The sequence below is a fragment of the Bartonella sp. AD13SXNS genome, from assembly GCF_042196465.1.
GTDB lineage: Bacteria > Pseudomonadota > Alphaproteobacteria > Rhizobiales > Rhizobiaceae > Bartonella.
This window is the reverse complement of record NZ_JBHIQI010000001.1, coordinates 1-19,384: the sequence shown is the minus strand read 5'-3', so window position 1 is coordinate 19,384 and position 19,384 is coordinate 1. Positions and strand designations below refer to the sequence as shown.

The window sequence follows — 19,384 nt, the reverse complement described above, 5'->3', positions numbered from 1 at the left end:
GCTTCAACGATATAGGTAGAATAAATAAATTAACCAAAAAAACTGAAGAGCTGATAGAAAAAAATTTATTTCATACCTTGTAACTCTATTTAAATTTTAATCATTTTTGTTAAAGGTTCTTATGCAACTTTTTCTACATTTAGCACTATCTCTCCACTGGTTTGCAACAACGGATTAATAGCTAGCTTCGTCTGTGTCATAATAGTCCTCCTTTTGTAAAACAGAGCTTAAATCTCGATGTATAAACATTGTTATTCTTTAATATATTCTCTTCATATGCTTTAGATTAACAACACACCAAAACCCAAAATAAAAATATTTATTTTACTTAAGTTATTGAATATTATTTAAAAAGTATGGAAATAAAGTGATTAAAGAGTTAAAAAATTATTTAAAAGTTCAAATCCATCTACATTTTAGAGCCATCACGCATGGTAATAGCAGTTATCATTAAGGTATACTAAGTATGCTTGATAACTTTTCTGCCTCTTGCCTATAGGGAGTTCTAGATAGAGATAATACTAGAATCCATCCGCGAATGCTCGACAATAAAGCTGTAAACAAAATTATTTCTTTGTTGTTTAATCCGTTAAGCTGGATCCATTTTTCATATTTGTCTATATTTTTAATTATTTGCGCTGCTGAATCCCTGTATTCCTCCCAATTGTTGTATTTTATAAAAAATTGCTACGAATTATCCTTTCCAAAGTCGATAATTCATCATCACTCTCGCCCAAAATTGCTATAATGGCTGGACAGGTATTTAAATCAATGGTCAGGGGGAGGGGTTCATTTTCTTTAAAAAAGAGCATAAAATGGACGACATTTTCCCAAGAATGAAGCTTTTGCTGCCATAGATTAATATCTTGTATGATACGACCATCAATTTTATTGATAAGAAAGATAATACGCCCTTTTTTCTTAAAGCGACTTGGTGTTTGCGAAAACACTCCCGTAATAAGGTTAATGGAGCTTTCAAGTAAATCATTTTCATAGCAATGTGCAAACAAAGTGGGCGCAATCCCCCCGTGGAGGCGGGCTCCTACTTCGATCATCACTGGACCACGAGCTGTTTGCATGATTTCCATATGCGCAGGCCCATATTCAATCCCCACCGCGCGAATGCACTGTTTTGCATAAGAGATAAGAGCGGCATAAAGGGGATCTTGAGCATCAAGCACATCAAGCGATTCATAAACAAAAGCACTTCCATTATGAATACCTTTTTTATATCGCGATAAAGCACATACCTTTATAGCCTCTCCCTTTACGATGGCGTCGACGATGTATTCCTCTCCCTCCAATCTTTCTTGGAGCAAATAAGCCTCGTTAGGTGCGCCAAAAATATTTTTTTGCGTCCAGTCGATTCTAGAGGACCATGCCGCCACTTCCTCAAGATTAGAGAAAAATAAAACACCATCGCTTCCTGCAGAATCATTTGGCTTTACCACATAGCCGCTGTGGCTTTCAAAACCATCGAAAGTATAATTGTCTTTTGTAAGAATTTTTGATCGGATATAAGATAAACCGTTTTCACAAAGGTGCTTCTGCATTGCTGCCTTTTTCCGTCGCCAATCTGTGGTTGAGGGATTATTCCCAGGGCAATTATAATAAGCCGCCAATTGATCTGCACAATAAATACCCCCTTCGGCACCCGCTATTACAGCCTCTATCGTTCCGATAGGAAAGCGTGTCTTTATCTCATCTACATTATGAAGTTTCGCTTCTGCCATGCCCTCTCCCTGATAAGAAAGCATATAGTGTGAAAAAGGAGCTTGTTGAGAGATAACACCATAACAAGCATAGCCTAATTTTTGCAAAGCAGGGCCATAGAGGGCACCTGTGGAGAAAGGGTCGACAATAAGAATAGGTTTTCTCATACTTTGTTCCGCTGTAATAAAAGGAAAAGAACATAAATAAAGATTATTAGCCCTATAAGGGGGAGAAGATAAACAGCTGCTTGAGGACCCATAAGGGCAGAGCTTGTAAGAAGACCAAGAATGATATAACCTGTCGATTGGGAGAGAGTATAAAGCATACCGCTATAGCTTCCCAGCAGCTCTGCTTGAGCCTCTGTTTTGGTCGCTTCAATCGTATGTTTGCGGGCATTAATTCGCATGGTATTCATTGAAAGTCCAATAAAAAAGCAAAAGACCACAGCCAAATAGGGCGATTGTGTGGTGCTAAAAATAAGATCAGCTACGCTCAACATAAGGGCTGGGAGAATAAATTCAAAGCGCGGGATTTTGATAAAAGCAGCTAGAAAAGCCCCCACACCCGCAACTGCGCTGCACAGCCCATAATATTCAGAGCCAAAATTTTTTACACTCTGAAAAAGAATAGTTGCCAGCGTATTATAAGCGCAAATATGAAAGCCAATAAGTCCTATGAAGACGCATAAAAGTTTAAGCTCACGGGAGAGCCCATCCGCTTGCGGTGTAGGCGCTGGCTTCTTACCAATTTCAAGTGCTGTGGTATCTGTGGCGTTATATTCATCGCAAAAGATAATATATCCGGCTATAATGCTTATAATTATGTCAAACACACAAAGTGTCACAATCAAACCATTATAGCCGATTTCAGCTGCAGCCCCTTGAGGGCTGGTTGCTTCCAAGAGATAACCACTCAATGCTGCTCCCAAAAAGGCGCCAATCTGCACCACTGTTTGCATAATGCGGGAAGCCTTTTGAGCACTAATATAGCCACTAAGCGAGAGTTTAGTATTATAAGTCTCCAGCGTACTTAAAGTGATCAAAGAGAGATAACCAATAGAGATAGAGACAGCGATAAAACCAAAGGGGGAATCAGCGTAATGGAAAAATGCAATCAATAAAAGAAGGCTATAGATAATGATCCGCCTTTTGTATAAATCTACCAACCGCAGTGAGGCTTTAATGCGCACAAGTCCGCTTTTTTTCAAAAGATAGGGCATAAGGGTGCCCAAAGCCATGGTTACGCCTAGGAAAACCGATGAGGAGGTTATGCGATAAGCATTCCAAAGATTACTTAAAAATAAAACCATATCAGAAAGATACAGCAGGACAACAAGCCCATAAAACCGAAACATTAATTCTTTGCGCCCATCACCTTCCCCCCATGTTCGTATATCTAAAAATATACATCTATACGTTTTTATAAAAAACTAATATCTGTGTCGTTAGGCATGTCAAGTTCTTTCGATAAGAGCATGATATAAATTTGAACAATAATGTTTATCATTGTGATAGCTAATTTTCGGAGAGACTGAGAGCAGAGACAGTTGGTGTTTTTATTGTGCTTCTTGTAGGATGTTTTGCCAATAAGAAGTTTCTTCGCTAAACGGCTAGCATAGCTATGTTCTTGGGGGGGGGATGTGCTCGATCCTATTTGAGTGTGAAAATAAGTTAAGGGGGGAGGCAATAATGGCGCTTATGTTTTCGTTGTTACCTTAAAAAACTTTCTCCTTCTGACTTTAATGTAGCAATAGCACAAGTTTTTTCTTTGCTATGTAACAGCACCATAGGCATTGTTATTTTTTATTCGTATTTGTCACTTTCATTTTTTGGCGCTTCCAATATGACTTTTGTAGTACATTCACTTTGTTTCTCATGGCAATAAATGATGAGGCTTTCTATTTTTCATTGCTTTCCTTAAGAAAGTTTTGTACCAGAAGAGATTGATCAACCATCATTTCTGGTTATTTTTCAAGTACTAAAGAATCTATTTTGATGGAATAATAAAGTTTTCCTTTTTAATATAGCAACTAAAGCTTTTTCTGAACATGTATAATAACGATGCAAATGCTATGCTAGACTTTTTAGGTTTGTCTGAATCTGAGTTACGACTATTGCTCTTTGGTAAGAGCAAAAGAATAAGCTTCAACGATACTATATTGCATTCACGATGTGTAGGTAAACTTCCTGTAAGATAATGATACGTATGAATCTTCAATACCGTAAAATTGTTTTACATTATTTATAAAGGTATAGTTTCTGAATAAATGCACATAAAATATTAATTTTGTTCTATCTTTATATGTAAATATTTTATTTTCATATAAAAAATTGATCATACGACAGAATAGAGATTTTAAAAGCCTAAAAAAGGATTTTGCTTTCTTAAATTTAATGATCTAAAATGAAAATTGTAAGAATGCCTGTTTTTAAACAGGATGTATCATGCATATCGACTGGTATTCATTTTAGAGGATAATTTATGTTCACTTCAAATTTGAAGGAACGCATTGCTTTATTTGAAAATAGAACTTTTCTCTATTTTACTTTGAGCGGCTTATTTGCTACATTTGGAAGTGGACTAAATTATATTACATTGTCATGGCTCGCTTACAATCAGACGGGCTCAATCCGTGGTGTAGCGTTGATGATGCTTTTTCTTTGGACGCCTGGCATTATTTTTGCGCCTATTTTTGGCATATTGGCAGATAAATATAACCGTAAAACGCAGATTATTATTTCAAATCTTGTGAGAGGTTTGGTAATCGTAAGCTGGGTAATGCTTTGGCATTTTGGTATAGAAATTGAATTGATGGTCTTATCTGCTCTTTTGGGTATTTTTATCCCTTTTTATATGCCATCAGCTATTTCTTTAATTCAAAGTATTGTGCTGAAGGAACAGCTCATCAATGCAAATGCGACCATCGATATGGTTTATGAACTTGGCACTATCGTAGGTATGGGCTTAAGTGGATTTATACTGTCCTATGCAGGAACAAAAGGAACTCTTCTAATAGGTGGTATATTCTTTATCATTGCTGGTTTATTTAATTTTGCAATGAAGGTACCTAAAAACCGAAGATCTAAAAATCAAAACCAGCAAAATTGGTGGGAAAATTATACAGCATCCCTTCATTATTTTAAACAGAATCCGGCTCTTTTTGTACCTTATATAAGCCAGATGATTATTATGACTCTTTTGATGACCATTCCTGTTATTCTTGTTCCTTATATACAAGAGGTTTTACATGCGGATAGCACGACCTTTGCAATATTTGAGGTGCTTTATTCTATGGGCGTATTGACAGGTGCGTTTTTTTCACCACTTCTTTGTAAAGTTTTATCCATAAGGAAAACATTAGCCATTTTATTAGCTTTTATGGCTATTGGCCTCGCTATTTTATCTGTTAATACACACAATTTTGTTGTTTTTCCTGTTTACTTTATGATTGGGTTTGGACTTTCGAGTTGGGCTCTTTCGATTTCTTTATCACAACTCTCTTGTGATCCTGAATACCAAGGAAGATTGCAGGCAAGTTTTAATGGTATCTCTGGATGCTTGATCCTCGGAGTCTACCTCACTATGGCAAGCGATAGCAGTAGCATATCACCCCAATCGATATATTTTTTTCAAAGCATTGTTGCGTTTGTTGGAATACTCATAGTGCTGTTTTATAAACATGAAAAACAATAAATTACGTTTAAGTGTGGTCAATATACGCTATTTTATAAATATTTACGCTGCAGCACATTTCATATTTTGCTTTTAAAGGAGAGTTGAGAAAATGTAAAAGTTGGTACTTAATGAATAAAGCATAAATTGATGTATGCTAGAGAATACCCTTTACTTTTTGATAATGACCCAAAAGAATTGATGCGTTTCTTTAATTCACCTCACTGCTGTTAAGAAGACGAAAACGGAACACTTTAAATCTTCTTGAAAGTTTTTTGTCTAAGCGTAGCAGAAAGTAAAGCGATGAGGGAATATCTTATCATACGGGGAGAGTATTGCATTATTTTTGTTTTTCAAAATCCATATGAAAAATTGTATCAATTTCATCTTCATTGGAATGAGTATTTCTACGACGATGCAAGGTTTGCACAATCTCTTTTTTTAAAACAGCATCTGTTTCACTTAAACGGTGAATACTGAGTTCCAATTCAAGAGATAACGCCAAATCCACGCACAATTTAAGCTCTTCTCCAATGTCGAAACCGCGTTGATAGTCGTCATAAAGACCAACCAGTGTATCAGATAATTCTTTATCGCATAAAGAGGTCATGCTTAATTCCTCAACGTTGCGGGTTTCCATGCAGCTTTTTTAAGTATCACTCCACTATCATCACTTAAAATTGCCATGTATACGAACCTCATGGTTTTGTCAATTTTCTGCAAAATACGCGCTTTTAAATCAAAGCCTATTAAAGATTTTATTACTCCAAGATTTTGAAGCGCCCAATTGTAAATATGGATGGCAATGTGTTTACTATAGAATTTATAGCATTTAAAATACATTGCCAAAAGGCTTTTAATATGCGTAGAGGAAGAGTATTCTGACGATAAACCAAACACCCTGAAATCTCTATTGCCAGTTACAGCTAAATCAGTGCCATTAATATATAAAATAAGCAAACAGGGTTTGTAAACGTCTAACTTTTTAATAACGAGTGATAATCTCATTTTTTGTAGAATACCAATTATTTTGCCTATTTTATATTGATTTTTAGACATTGATAAACTTTTTACCTTATAAAAACCTATGGGAAATGCGTTTGCATATTTTTGTAATAAGATTTCAGTGGTATATTGCACAGCATGAAATGAAGAGAATCGTATTAGGCTTTTTGCTTTTGAAAGAATATGACTGCGACTTTTGAGAAAGCAGTTGGCAACAATTGGCTTGGCATGCGAACTGATAGAGTTGGCAGTGGTGCGTTTAGTTTTTTCATTGGCCTGTGTCCAAATGTTTTTGACTCTGGAAAATAGCCTCTGATAGGCTTAAGTTTTTCCAAGATTATATTACAGGGGCGCAGCTCAGAAAAATACCACGGCGATTGCATTTTTTGTAATTGTCATAATTTTCGCTCCTGCTTAAATGGATGCTATAACATCCGTTTTTGTGGGGTATGTATGTGATAACTGCTCTTCTTAAGGGGCAGTAATGATAGATATAAATCAATATAATTATTTAGTCAACAATTATATTGATTTTGGAGTGTTTTTTTTGGCTCGTCCGGAAGCAAAACCTAAAACTGAGTTGGCAAAACGTTTTCGTGAAGTGCGTCACGCTCTTGGTTTTACAGAGCGTAAGCAGTTTGCTGAACATCTTGGTATCACTGCTGGCTCTATAGGAACTTATGAAACTGGTATAAGTGAGCCTACAGCCTCTGCGCTCTCCAAATATCAAGAAATTTGTGGTGTTTCATTAGATTGGCTTGTAACGGGTGATGGTGAGATGTTTTCAGATGTGGCAAAGGCGAAAGCAGCTGGTTTTAAACCGCAGGCGATTCCTACTGGGCTGATGAAAAAGCTGGGACATTTAGTTTATACGACCTATCATGATGCAAAAATAACACTTTCTCCTGAAGATGTTGCGGAATTAGCAGCAGAGCTTTATGGAAGATTGCAAGAGCTTATTCAAAACCTCAATGATATAGAAGAAGTCGAAGCCACTTTGCCACTTTTAAAATTACATTTAAAGCGTAAAATCGAAACTGAAAAGCACATCTAGAAATTTCATAAGATACGATTGAACAGCCTTTTAAAAAAATAAAACTTTTTTGATCTTCTGCTGTATAACCAAGTTTGGAATGTGAAAATCTCACGATTTTCGAGTCTCTTATTCGATCTGAAAAACGAGAAACTATCATTATAAATCAATACATTGCTCTAATACAGATAAAAAGAATGACGAGTAGTGATACAAACAAAATTTCTACAAAAGGAAGCGAGTATAGCATCATTCCTGAAATATTTGTTGGTTGAAGAAAAGGTACGGACAACAGTGAAAATACAGTGGGTTATGTGAGAGGAAAGAGTTTAGAAAACAGCTTCTTTTCGATTTGTAATATTAAAAAAATTCATACAATAGTGAAAATACAAGGACGGTGTTTGATGACTATAGAAGGGGAATAGACATGAAAGAGAGAAGAATGAAAGATTATTTATAGCGCTTTTATCTTTTTTATGAAGACGATGAGATGAGTACGTTAAAACTTTTAATAGGAAGTTTCTCATTATATTGGATATAAAAAAATTCTTTCAAAGATGTACATCATATATTGAAACAGATTACTTCGCAGCAAAGAGTGATGTTATCATGATAATCGTCATTATTACATTATGCTATAAGTTAAAAAATCATAAATTTGTGCTTATAAGAACAGCTATTTTATTGAGAAGTATTTTTACAAATTTATAAAAATTTATTTTTACACTCTTGCCATTCTTTTAATGCGCTTTATTTGAAAAGTAGAATTGCTCTTTAGTGAAACTATTTTTGTTAAGAGATAAATCGCAGTATTTTTGAATGGAGATAACGGTATATTTTCAAAGTTTTGTGTTTTTATTTATTTTTTAGCTTGAATCCCTCTAGCTAAAAGGGTTGGGGACTTTTCTAGATTCGATGTTGTTGCAAAGATTTTAGGGCGATGCCGTAAAAATATCGGCATCGGAAGGGGAGGGTTTTGTCTTGATTTATTGGTTTTTGAAGTGCGCAAACTAAGGGTTTTGCCATGAGTGTTTCCGCGCGTTGTAATGATGTTGAACTCTGTTGGAGGAGGTTCTTATGAAAAAAAAATATTCCACACCAAATTTAATTAAAGTTGTCTCTCTTAGTACGGTAATGGCTACACTCTTATCGAGTGTTTCTCCTGTTTTCGCGGCGAATCTCTCAATAACAGGAGAGCTGGTTAGAAGCACAAATGGTGGTGATGTCAGGTATCCGCATGGTAGTCATGGGAGTGTTGTTTTTGCTGGTGATGATGATTTTTGTGGTGCAGACAATGTTATTGGTCGTGGCGGCAAACAACAGCAGGCAATTCCTGATACTGGACGAATAACCGCAGAAGAACAATATGAAAGATTTGTTGGTGAGAAAACTTTTGGAGGTCGTAGTCCTTATGGTACGACCACTGAACAGGTTATTTGGGGGGGTGATGGATACACGACTAGCACTAATGGTAGAGTTTTAGGTGGTTATATGGGGGGACTTACTGGTGGTATCGCTAATGCTATGCCTGAGGCTTATGGCGTTTATTCTTTTGCAACAGGTTGTGGGTCTGCAGCGACGGGTAATTATTCAACCGTTTTGGGTGCAGGCGCGACAGCAAAGGCAGGGGGTGCACAAGCTTTTGGTGTTTCCGCACTTGCAAGTGGTATAGCAAGTGTTGCTATGGGTGTAGGCTCAGAAGCATCGGGGAAATCTGCTGTTGCTTTTGGTGGTCTCGCAACCGCTTCTGGTAAGAATAGCATTTCTATAGGTGTGCGTTCCCAAGCTACGTTGGATGATGCGATTGCGTTTGGTTCAGATGCAACAGCGAGCGGTATAAATAGTGTTGCTATTGGTAAGGTGGCATCTGCATCTGGTTACGGTAGTATTGCATTAGGATTAAAGACCAAAGCAACTGACGAGTACGCGGTTGCTATAGGCACGAAGGCTGAAGCGGAAGCTCTTGGTTCTATTGCAATAGGTGGTGGGGAACCTGCAGACAACGGGGAGGAAAGAAAAGTAATAGCAAAGGGTAAAAATTCGATTGCCATAGGTACTCATACTTATGCTGAGATGGCTCATTCAGTTGCAATTGGTATAAATGCACAAGTACGTGTTATAGATGGTGTTGCTGTGGGGGGAGGATCTGTCTCTCGTGTTAATGGGGAAGTTTTGGGGTATGATCCTGTAACAAATACTACAACAACAAAAAGTGATCTTGCATGGAAAAGCACTGCAGGTGATTTTAGTGTTGGTAATACTAACCAGAATTTAACGCGACAGATTACAAATGTCGCAGCAGGGAGTAAAGACACTGATGCAGTGAATGTTGCACAGTTGAAAGCTATGAGAGATGTCATAGCAGAGGGAGGGGGTTGGAAACTTTCTGCTAACGATACCGATCCGACAGATGTGAATTCAGGTAATATCGTAGATTTTTCAGTGAAAAGTGAAAAAGAAGCGGGAAAAGACAACTTAAAGATTAAAAGAGAAACTGCAGATAATAAGCATAAAATTGAATTTACTTTAAATGATCATCTTAAATTGACGCAAGTCACCACAGGCCAAAGCACGATGAGTGATGATGGCTTTTTTGTTAACGGTGAAAGCGGTTCACGCATGACTGTAGACGGCTTTTTTATTAATGGTAATGATGGTCCAAGCATGACTGTTGATGGTATTGATGCTGGAAATCAAAAGATCACAAACGTAGCAGATGGGTCTGAACCTAACGATGCAGTGAATTATAAACAGTTGCAAGAGGTGAAAAACGCGAACAAAACGAGTTGGCAGCTTGCTGTTAACGGTGGAAATGCTACGGCTATTGGTCCAAATGGTACAGTAAATTTTCAGTCAGTTGACAATAAAGGTACAAAAAATATCAAGATCGAAAAAGATAATGATCACAATGTCACATTTGATCTAGCTGATGATATTCAGGTAATGACTGTCACAGCAGGAGACAGCATTATGGATGCTGCTGGCTTTAGATTTGACGGTGATGAGGGGCCGAGCATAACTGTTAATGGTATTCATGCTGGTGATAAAACGATTAAAGGAGTAGCGGCAGGGGAAGAAGATACTGATGCTGTAAATTATAAGCAGTTGACAGAGGTAAGAACACTTGCTGAAGCAGGCTGGAAACTTTCTGTTGATGGTAACAATGCTACAGATGTTAAAGCTGGGAGTACAGTAGATCTTGTTGCGGATGCGGGTGAGGACGGAAGCAAAAATATAAAAATTGCAAAAGACAGTAATAAAGTTACATTTGCTTTGAATGATAACCTTAAGCTTACGAGTGTCACGACAGGCAACAGCATTATGAGTGATGAGGGCTTTAAGTTTATTGATGGTAATGGACCAAGCATAACTTTAAATGGTATTCATGCTGGTGATAAAAAAATTACAGGAGTAGCTAAGGGGGAAGAAGAAACCGATGCTGTAAATTATAAGCAGTTGACAGAGGTAAGAACACTTGCAGAAAATGGCTGGAAGCTTTCTGTTGATGGGAATAATGCTACAGATGTTAAAGCTGGGAGTACAGTAGATTTTGTTGCTGGTGCGAGTGATGATGGAAGCAAAAATATCAAAATTGTAAAAGATAATAACAAAGTCACATTTTCTTTGAATGAACAGATTAAGCTCACGAGTGTTACAACAGGCAACAGCATTATGAGCAACGATGGCTTCAAGTTTGTTGATGGAGGACCAAGCATAACTGTTGATGGTATTGATGCTTACAATAAAAAAATCACAAAAGTTGCTAACGGAACTGATGATACCGATGCTGTGAATTTTAAGCAGCTGAAAGATGTTACAGCGGGAATTAAAACGGGTTGGAAGCTTGCTGTTGAAGACGGAGAAGCTACAGATGTTAAAGCTGGGAGTACAGTAAAGTTTGTAGCTGCTGCAGATAAGAATGATCACAAAAATCTCAAAATTGTAAGAGGCAATAATAACGAGGTAACATTTGATTTAAACGAACTTATTAAAGTTAATAAAATAAAAGTAGGGGATGAAGTTACTATAACTGATAATGGCTTGGTGATTAAACGTGGTCCAAGTATAACATATGGCGGTATTGATGCGGGCGATAAAGTAATTAGAAGAGTGGAAGACGGTATTTTGGGTACGGATGCAGTTAATCTTAACCAGTTGAAGACAGTAGAAGAGAAAATAAAAGAAGTGGCGGACGATAGTCTTGTTAAATGGAAAGAAGATGGAAAGCTTATCACTATTGGTGCCGAAAAAGAAGGTGTTGAAATAAATGTTTCTAACAGTAAAGATGAAACTCGAGTTATTGCTGGTGTTAGAGCTGGAAAAATCGGACGTAATTCGACAGAAGCAATTAATGGTGATCAGCTCTTGAGTATTACAGAGACTATAGCGGATTTTTTTGGTGGTGAGCAGACAGATATATATAATGGTATCAAACCAACGTTTACTGTTCAGAAGACAAAACATAATAATGTAACTGATGCTTTTGCTGCTGTTGATACTTCTATCACAGATATTTATAGTCAGATTAATAATGTAACAGAAAATAGTCTTGTTAAATGGAAAGAAGATCAGAAGCTTATCACTATTGGTGCTGAAAAAGGCGGTACGAAAATTGATATCACAGGTACTGAGGGAGAGCGAACCATTGCAGGTGTGAAAAATGGTGAAATTTCCAAAGACTCCATGGAAGCTGTAAATGGTAGTCAAATTAATACAATAGCTGGAGATGTTGCAAAATTCTTTGGTGGGGATGCAGCGTTTGAAGACGGTGCTTTTAAAGGACCAAAATATAGTTTATCTGTTATTGTTGAAGATGGTACTATAGAAAATGCTAATTATCGTGATGTTGGTTCTGCATTGAAAGGACTTGATGGGAATGTCAAAAGTGTGAATAATCGTTTGACGAATGTTACTAATGAATTCACTCAGAGATTTGATACTCTCTCTCAAGATGCGTTACTTTGGAGTGAAGAAGAACAAGCGTTTGTTGCACGGCATGGTGGAGAGGGTAATAAAACAAAAAGTAAGATTAGCTATCTTATGAATGGGGAAATTCACGAAGAATCAACAGATGCAATTAATGGTAGCCAAATTAATAAAATATCTGGAGATATCGCGAGTTTCTTTGGTGGTGGTACTTCATTTGAAAATGGTGTTTTTGTTGGACCACAGTATAATTTATCTACAGTTTCGACAGATGGTATAGTAGCACAGAAAACTTTTGAAGATGTTGGTTCGGCTTTAGAAGGACTTGATGTAAATGTCAAAAATGTGAATAAACATATACAATATGTAGACAAGAAATTTGATGATAAATTTGATAAATTTTCTCAAGACGCGTTACTTTGGAGTGAAGAGGAACAAGCGTTTGTTGCACTGCGTGGACCAAATGGACAGAAGACAGATAGTAAGATTAAGTTCCTTGCGGATGGCGATATTTCAGGAGATTCAACAGATGCAATAAATGGTTCTCAACTTTATAAGATGGGCGATAAGATTGCGAATTATTTTGGCGGTGGTGCTCGCTATGAGAATGGAGAGTGGATAGATCCTACTTTCAAAGTTTCTCAGCGTAATGAGGATGGCACTATTGTTGAGAAAAAGCATCATAATGTCGCTGATGCTTTTGAAGGTGTCGATAATTCTATTACGGATATCTATAATCAGATTAATAATGTAACAGAAAATAGCCTTGTAAAACAGGAGGGAGAAGATGGTCTTATTACTGTGGGTAAAGCAACCGGTGGTACTGAAATCAGCCTTGTAAATAAAGATAATCAAGAAAGAACACTTTCTGGTGTGAAAGATGGAGAACTTTCTCAAACATCAACGCAAGCGGTAAATGGTTCACAGCTTTTTGCTACGGATAAGAAGGTTACAACTGTTACTGACAATCTTACAACAGTCGCTCAAAATACATCGAAATATTTTGGGGGTAGTACAGATGTACTGAATGGTGTAGAACCAGCTTTCCTTATTCAGGGGGAGACATATCATAATGTTACGGAAGCGTTTACAGGTGTTAATACTTCGATCACAAATATTGATAATAAGATTTCCGAAGTGGTAAAAAATAGTCTTGTTAAGCAAGACGGAGTTTCTGCTCCTATCACTATTGGTAAGGATACAGCTGGTACTGAGATCAATATTGCGGGATATGCTGGTGTAGCGCGTTCTATTTCTGGTGTTAAGGCAGCAGAGAAGGGCGATGAAGCTGTTAACAAAGACCAACTGGATAAAAGCATAAAGGATATTACAAAAGATATTGAGACAGTAACTGCTTCTGCAGTTCTCTACGATAAAGGTGAAAATGGCAATGTTAATTACAGTAGTGTAACTTTAGGTGGCGATAAGAGCAATGGGCCGGTTGCTCTCTTGAATGTTAAGGATGGTGCAATTTCCCAGGATTCTCATGATGCAATCAATGGTAGCCAGATTAATAAAATATCAGGAGATATTGCAAATTACTTTGGTGGTGGTGCCGCATTCGAAAATGGTGCTTTTAAACAACCAAAATATAGCTTATCTACCATTGTTGAAGATGGCCAAGTAGCAAAAGTTAACTATTATAATGTTGGTGATGCTTTGACGGGGCTTGATGCGAATGTCAAAAGTGTGAATCAGCGCTTAACGAATGTATCCAATGAGTTTAATCAGAAAATTGAAGGTATCTCAAAAGATGCTTTATTATGGGATGATGAAGAAGGAGCATTTGTTGCACGTCATGAAAAAGATGGGCAGAAGACAAAGAGCAAATTAAAGTATCTTTTGGATGGTGAGATTGCCGAAGGTTCAACGGATGCCATTACAGGTAACCAACTTTATCTCATGAGCAACAAGCTTGCTAATTATTTCGGTGGTGGTGCTAAATATGAGAATGGTCAATGGACAGACCCTACCTTCAAGATTTCTAAAGTCGATGAGAATGGCAATACTGCTGAGAAAGAGCACCATAATGTCGCTGATGCTTTTGGTGATATTAATACGGGGATGTCAAATATTAATAACCGTATTAATGATGTCATCAACAAGGTTGATTCAGATGTTCTACACTGGAATAAGGAGAAAGGAGCCTATGACGCTAACCATGATGGTCAACCAAGTAAGATTATCAATGTAGCCGATGGTAAAGTTGAAAAAGGTTCGAAAGATGCGGTTAATGGTGGACAACTTTGGGAAACCAATGAACGTATCACTGGTGTTGAAAAAGATGTTAAGCATATTTCAAATAGAGTTGATAACATTTCCAATACCATTGCTGATATTGGTGATACAGTTCTCAATATTAATGGTAAAGTTGATAACATCAATAATAGAGTTGACAACATTGAAGAGGATGCGGTTCGTTATGATAGAGATGAAAACGGCAAAAAAACCAATAAAATCACATTAGCGGGTGGTGATGCCAGTGAACCTGTTCTGATTGATAATGTCGCTGATGGTAAAATTGAAAAAGGTTCGAAAGAGGCTGTAAATGGTGGACAATTGCATGATTACACCCAAGAACAGATGAAGATTATTCTTGATGAATCCAAGCAGTATACGGATCAACGGGTTAATAATATTGTGATTGATGCGATTGATGATGCTGTTGATCGGGCTAAGCAATATACAGATATGAAGTTTGATGTTTTAAACTATAGTATTGAGAGTGTGAAAAAAGAGGCCAGACAAGCAGCGGCTATTGGGCTAGCGGTTTCTAACTTACGCTACAATGATACACCTGGAAAATTAAGCGTTGGATTTGGTACTGGTTTATGGCGTAGTCAATCTGCATTTGCCTTTGGTGCAGGTTACACCTCAGAAAATGGAAAATACCGTTCTAATATATCCGCAACAACTTCTGGAGGTCACTGGGGTATAGGTGCGGGATTCAATATGACATTGAATTGATAATAAACAAAATACATAAAAATTTCTTTTCACCCCTGTCTCATGAGGCAGGGGTGGAATTTTTTTTACGTATGTAAAAAATATATAAATTGATAAGTGATATAATGATAACTACAGGTAAAAAAACAGCAAAAGCTTGCAAGATTTCAACAAAGCGAACTTCTTTTTCAAAATAAGATAATAAGCTTTTTCATATAATATATGTTCATTATTTGCTGCTTTAAGTTTTAAATCTAAAAGATCTATAGAGCTTTATAGATAGAAAAAATAAATACCCTTTCACTTTCTCCAAAGTTGCAAATTTACTAAAAAACTCTCTGATAAGGTAGAAGTATATCGTTAAATTTATTTCAATTTTATTAGAGGAGGTTATAAAAACAATATACTAAACTAACTCCGCCCTATGCACAAATTAGCTTTTCTATAGGAGCTACATGTCAGAAGATAGAAAGATTTGCTCTAATTTATCGATTACAAGTGCTGGCGAACAATGGGGATATGCACAGGGTTTAGTGTAACGCTGAATTAGCAATAAAAAACTCAAACCCAAAAGGTTTATCCTAAATAAGACGAAGCAAACAGATTTTAACCATCAACGCCGTTAAGTCTTTATTTTTGTTGATTTTAATGAGAGGTTTGTGGTTAAAGTATAAAGGGTGCAGATGATACAAAGGAGAGGTATAGATTGCATCCATAATTGAATATTACAAGATTTTTAGCGACGCGCTAAATTATGATGCTGTACAGTGCCCCTGCATTTCTTACAAGCATTCTGCTTTTATTGCAAAAAGGACACACTAGAATCCATAATGATATACTTTATTGAAAAGACTCATTTTTTTCTTGCTATTTTATTTTAATTGCTTAATCGTAGATGAAATATCTTAGTAGGACTCGTTTTGATGGAAACCTTTCAAAGGGGGAAAGTAAAAATGCGTATAGAATATATTTCAAACGTACATTTCGTTTTGATGTTATAGCTTAAGGCTAAAAGAGCTACGGATTCTGAAATATTTAGGCGTTCACTCATTAATAGCTAATAAATCCTTAATAGAAAGAAATTACAAGTAAGAGAACAATTAAAAAACCCTTACTTTAAAGCAGCTTATTAAAAAAACACCTCAAGTAAAACCCTTTTTAATACATATTTAATATTTATATACACTAATATAATACAGAAAAGCCCTTTTACACTTAATATATAAAACAAAAACCCGTTTTCAATAAGAACCTAAAAATATTTTCCATACTCATGAAAGAGTTTCATTTAGGTCTGGTTATAGAAATCACATGCAACACAAACATAAAAAGATTTAAAATGCTAACAACAAAACATTCAAAATCCAAATCTCACGCGCTTCTTATCATTAAAATATGTCTTTTTTGTGTTCTTAAGTGTGTTTCTAAAGGTTTTTTTGGGGAGTTCATTATGAAGAAATTATATACCACACAAGGGGCGAGTGAATTACAACTTTCTCGTTTTTCTTTTGTTAAAATTCTTTCATTGGCTGTGGTAGCTACATTTGTATCGAATATTACCTCTGTTTTTTCAGCAAATCCTGATTTTAGAAATACATTTGTTGAAGGTTTAAAAAGTGCTGATATATCTTATCCAAAAAGTATCGTCTCTGTTGCTGGTTCGAATACTTCTGATGACTACGCAAATTTTTTAGCCAAAATCTTGTCTAATGTCAGTGATTATAGTCCTGTTGTGAATGTTTTAGCTCCAGATAATAGTACTGCATCGAAAGGTGTATCAAGTATATTCAAAGCTGAAAATGTGAGTGATAAAAAAGTACAACAGTTCACAAAAAGTATTCATACAAATTCTATAGATGGTGTAGATTTTTCAAACTCTCCTGGTTTGTTAAGAGCAGTATCGACCCAAAGAGCTGCAGCAAAAGGCAATGGTCATCCTTTGGAGCAGGGTTATAGTGCGAGTGCAAAAGGTTATGATGCTGTTGCGTTAGGTCCATTGGCGGAAGCAAAACAAGATAGAAGTGTTGCTATAGGTTTATCTTCTTACGCTAATGCTCATAATAGTATTGCGATTGGTTCTGCTCCAGACTATGCTACTGGAGAGCAAAGAACAACTGCTGGAGATGAAAAAGCAATTGCCATAGGTTTTCAAGCTAGAGCTTTCGGCAAGTTTACAATAGCGTTGGGGGATTCTGCTGGCACTACGCAGGAAGATGCGATTGCTATTGGTCATCATGCAAATGCTTTTAGTCAGCATTCAATAGCTATAGGTTCTAAGGCACAGGTGGATGAGGGGGGAGAGCGTGGTATTGCTCTAGGTTATCAAGCACGGGTATCAAGTGAAGTGGATGGCATTGCTATAGGCTACATGGCTCATGCTTTAGGTAAAGACAGTGTTGCGATAGGTTCCGAATATAATGAAACGGTTGGGCCAGACGATCATACCTTTGCGAAGGGTGATTATTCAACGGCTGTGGGTGCTGTTTCTAAGGCTTTGGAGTATGGTACGACTGCTGTTGGTCATCGTGCACAGGCACTTAGTAAGCATGCTATTTCTCTTGGATTTTATTCGAAAGCAGAGGGAGAGGGAGCTATCGCTATCGGTGTTGATTCTGTGGTTTCGGTGAATGATGGCGTTGCTATAGGGAGATATTCTGTATCCGATAGGGCTGCTGGTGTTTTGGGGTATACTTCTTTGCTGCAGGGGCCGGCAAAAAACACTAAAGCGCACTGGAAGAGCACGCAGGGTGCCGTTAGTATTGGTGATCTTAGTAAGGGCATAACGCGGCAGATTATAGGTGTAGCAGCTGGTAGTGAACCTACTGATGCAGTAAATGTTATACAGTTAAAAGACTTAGAAAGTCTCGTAAGAAATGACGGTTGGAAGCTATCTGTTGGGGGTAAGAATGGTAAGACCGTTATTATGGACAGCGCGGTAGATTTTTCCGCTGGAAGTACAAATCTTACGATTACAAAAAGTGATAAAGATAATAATGTAAAATTTGATCTAGCTAAGGAAATTGCAGTCAATAAAGTAACTGCAGGAAGCAGTACCCTAGACGCAACAGGCTTAGTGATTTCTGGTGGACCGAAAATAATCATTTCTGGGATAGATGCTGGGGGTAAAAAGATTACAGGAGTGTCTGATGGCACTGGAGCGAACGATGCAGTTAATTTTTCACAGTTAAGCAAAACCAATGAGAGTCTTTCGTCGACAGCGAGAAATCTGGAAACGGCTATGGCGAATACATCAAAATATTTTGGTGGAGGTGCAGGCGTTGCTGGTTCTGCCATGACGGGACCAACTTATAACTTATCCAAGATTGATACAAAGGGTAATATAACAGAGGGCTCTTTTAATGATGTTGGGAGTGCTTTTGCAGGTCTTGATACAAATATCAAGAATGTGAATACACGGATTAAAGAAGTTTCTGAAGGAGTGGCACAGGATTCTTTGTTATGGAATGATGAGGTCAATGCCTTTGTAGCGCGTCATGAAAAGAAAAAAGAAGAAAAAGGCAAAGCTGTAAGAACACAAGAAAACAGTAGAATTACGTTTCTAGAAAAGGCTGAGATCAGCCCCGACTCAACGGATGCTGTCATTGGTAGTCAACTTTATGCAATGGGTAACACGCTTGCAACCTATTTTGGTGGTGGTGCAGGTTATGATGAGCAAGGACAATGGACTGCTCCAAGTTTTAAGGTTAAGACAGTTAAGGATGATGGTAAATCTGAAGAGATAGACTATGGCAATGTGGCGGATGCTTTGGCTGGAGTTGGTAATTCTTTCACAAATATTAGAAATGAGATTAGTAAAGAAATTAATAATGAGATTACCAATGTGAAAGGTGATAGCCTTGTTAAGAAAGATCAAACAACCAATCTTATCACTATTGGTAAAGAAGTAGAAGGCAGTGAAATCAACATAGCCAACAAGACTGGTGCGGATCGGACACTTTCAGGTGTTGGTGAAGCAACAAAGGATAATGAAGCTGTTAACAAAGGTCAGCTAGATAAAGGTTTGAAGGATCTTTCTAACAGTCTTCAGTCAGATGACTCGGCTGTTGTTCATTACGATAAAACAGAGGG

7 protein-coding genes and 1 pseudogene are annotated in these 19,384 nt (G+C 37.1%); 4 read left to right on the top strand and 4 right to left on the bottom strand.

Features of this window, described 5'->3' with window-relative positions; translation table 11 throughout:
• Positions 1-674 precede the first annotated feature (674 nt).
• Positions 675-1,880 (bottom strand): ATP-grasp domain-containing protein, encoded by a 1,206-nt coding sequence (locus ACFIMQ_RS00040; protein WP_375703144.1) that lies wholly within the window; start codon positions 1,878-1,880, stop codon positions 675-677.
• Positions 1,877-3,067 (bottom strand): hypothetical protein, encoded by a 1,191-nt coding sequence (locus ACFIMQ_RS00035; protein ID WP_375703143.1) that lies wholly within the window; start codon positions 3,065-3,067, stop codon positions 1,877-1,879. The genes ACFIMQ_RS00040 and ACFIMQ_RS00035 overlap by 4 nt, the downstream gene beginning before the upstream one ends.
• A 1,127-nt stretch (positions 3,068-4,194) precedes the next feature.
• Between ACFIMQ_RS00035 and ACFIMQ_RS00030 the strand changes: the two genes are divergently transcribed.
• Entirely contained in the window at positions 4,195-5,406 is a 1,212-nt protein-coding gene (locus tag ACFIMQ_RS00030) for an MFS transporter (RefSeq protein WP_375615554.1), read from the top strand.
• 319 nt (positions 5,407-5,725) lie between these two features.
• On the opposite strand, the gene ACFIMQ_RS00025 is transcribed toward ACFIMQ_RS00030, so the two are convergent.
• Both ACFIMQ_RS00025 and ACFIMQ_RS00020 read right to left on the bottom strand, forming a co-directional pair.
• Complete coding sequence (locus tag ACFIMQ_RS00025) at positions 5,726-5,995, bottom strand: hypothetical protein (RefSeq protein ID WP_012754562.1); 270 nt, start codon at positions 5,993-5,995, stop codon at positions 5,726-5,728.
• 2 nt (positions 5,996-5,997) lie between these two features.
• Positions 5,998-6,444, bottom strand: coding sequence for a hypothetical protein (locus ACFIMQ_RS00020; protein WP_375608751.1), 447 nt, complete (start codon positions 6,442-6,444; stop codon positions 5,998-6,000).
• A 493-nt stretch (positions 6,445-6,937) separates the two neighbouring features.
• Between ACFIMQ_RS00020 and ACFIMQ_RS00015 the strand changes: the two genes are divergently transcribed.
• The 3 genes and pseudogenes from ACFIMQ_RS00015 to ACFIMQ_RS00005 all read left to right on the top strand — a co-directional run.
• Positions 6,938-7,444, top strand: a complete 507-nt coding sequence (locus ACFIMQ_RS00015; RefSeq protein WP_375615750.1) for a helix-turn-helix domain-containing protein — start codon at positions 6,938-6,940, stop codon at positions 7,442-7,444.
• Between the two features lie 1,056 nt (positions 7,445-8,500).
• Complete coding sequence (locus ACFIMQ_RS00010; RefSeq protein WP_375703142.1) at positions 8,501-15,316, top strand: Vomp family autotransporter; 6,816 nt, start codon at positions 8,501-8,503, stop codon at positions 15,314-15,316.
• A 1,429-nt stretch (positions 15,317-16,745) separates the two neighbouring features.
• Positions 16,746-19,384, top strand: a pseudogene (locus tag ACFIMQ_RS00005) (hypothetical protein); the annotation flags it as partial.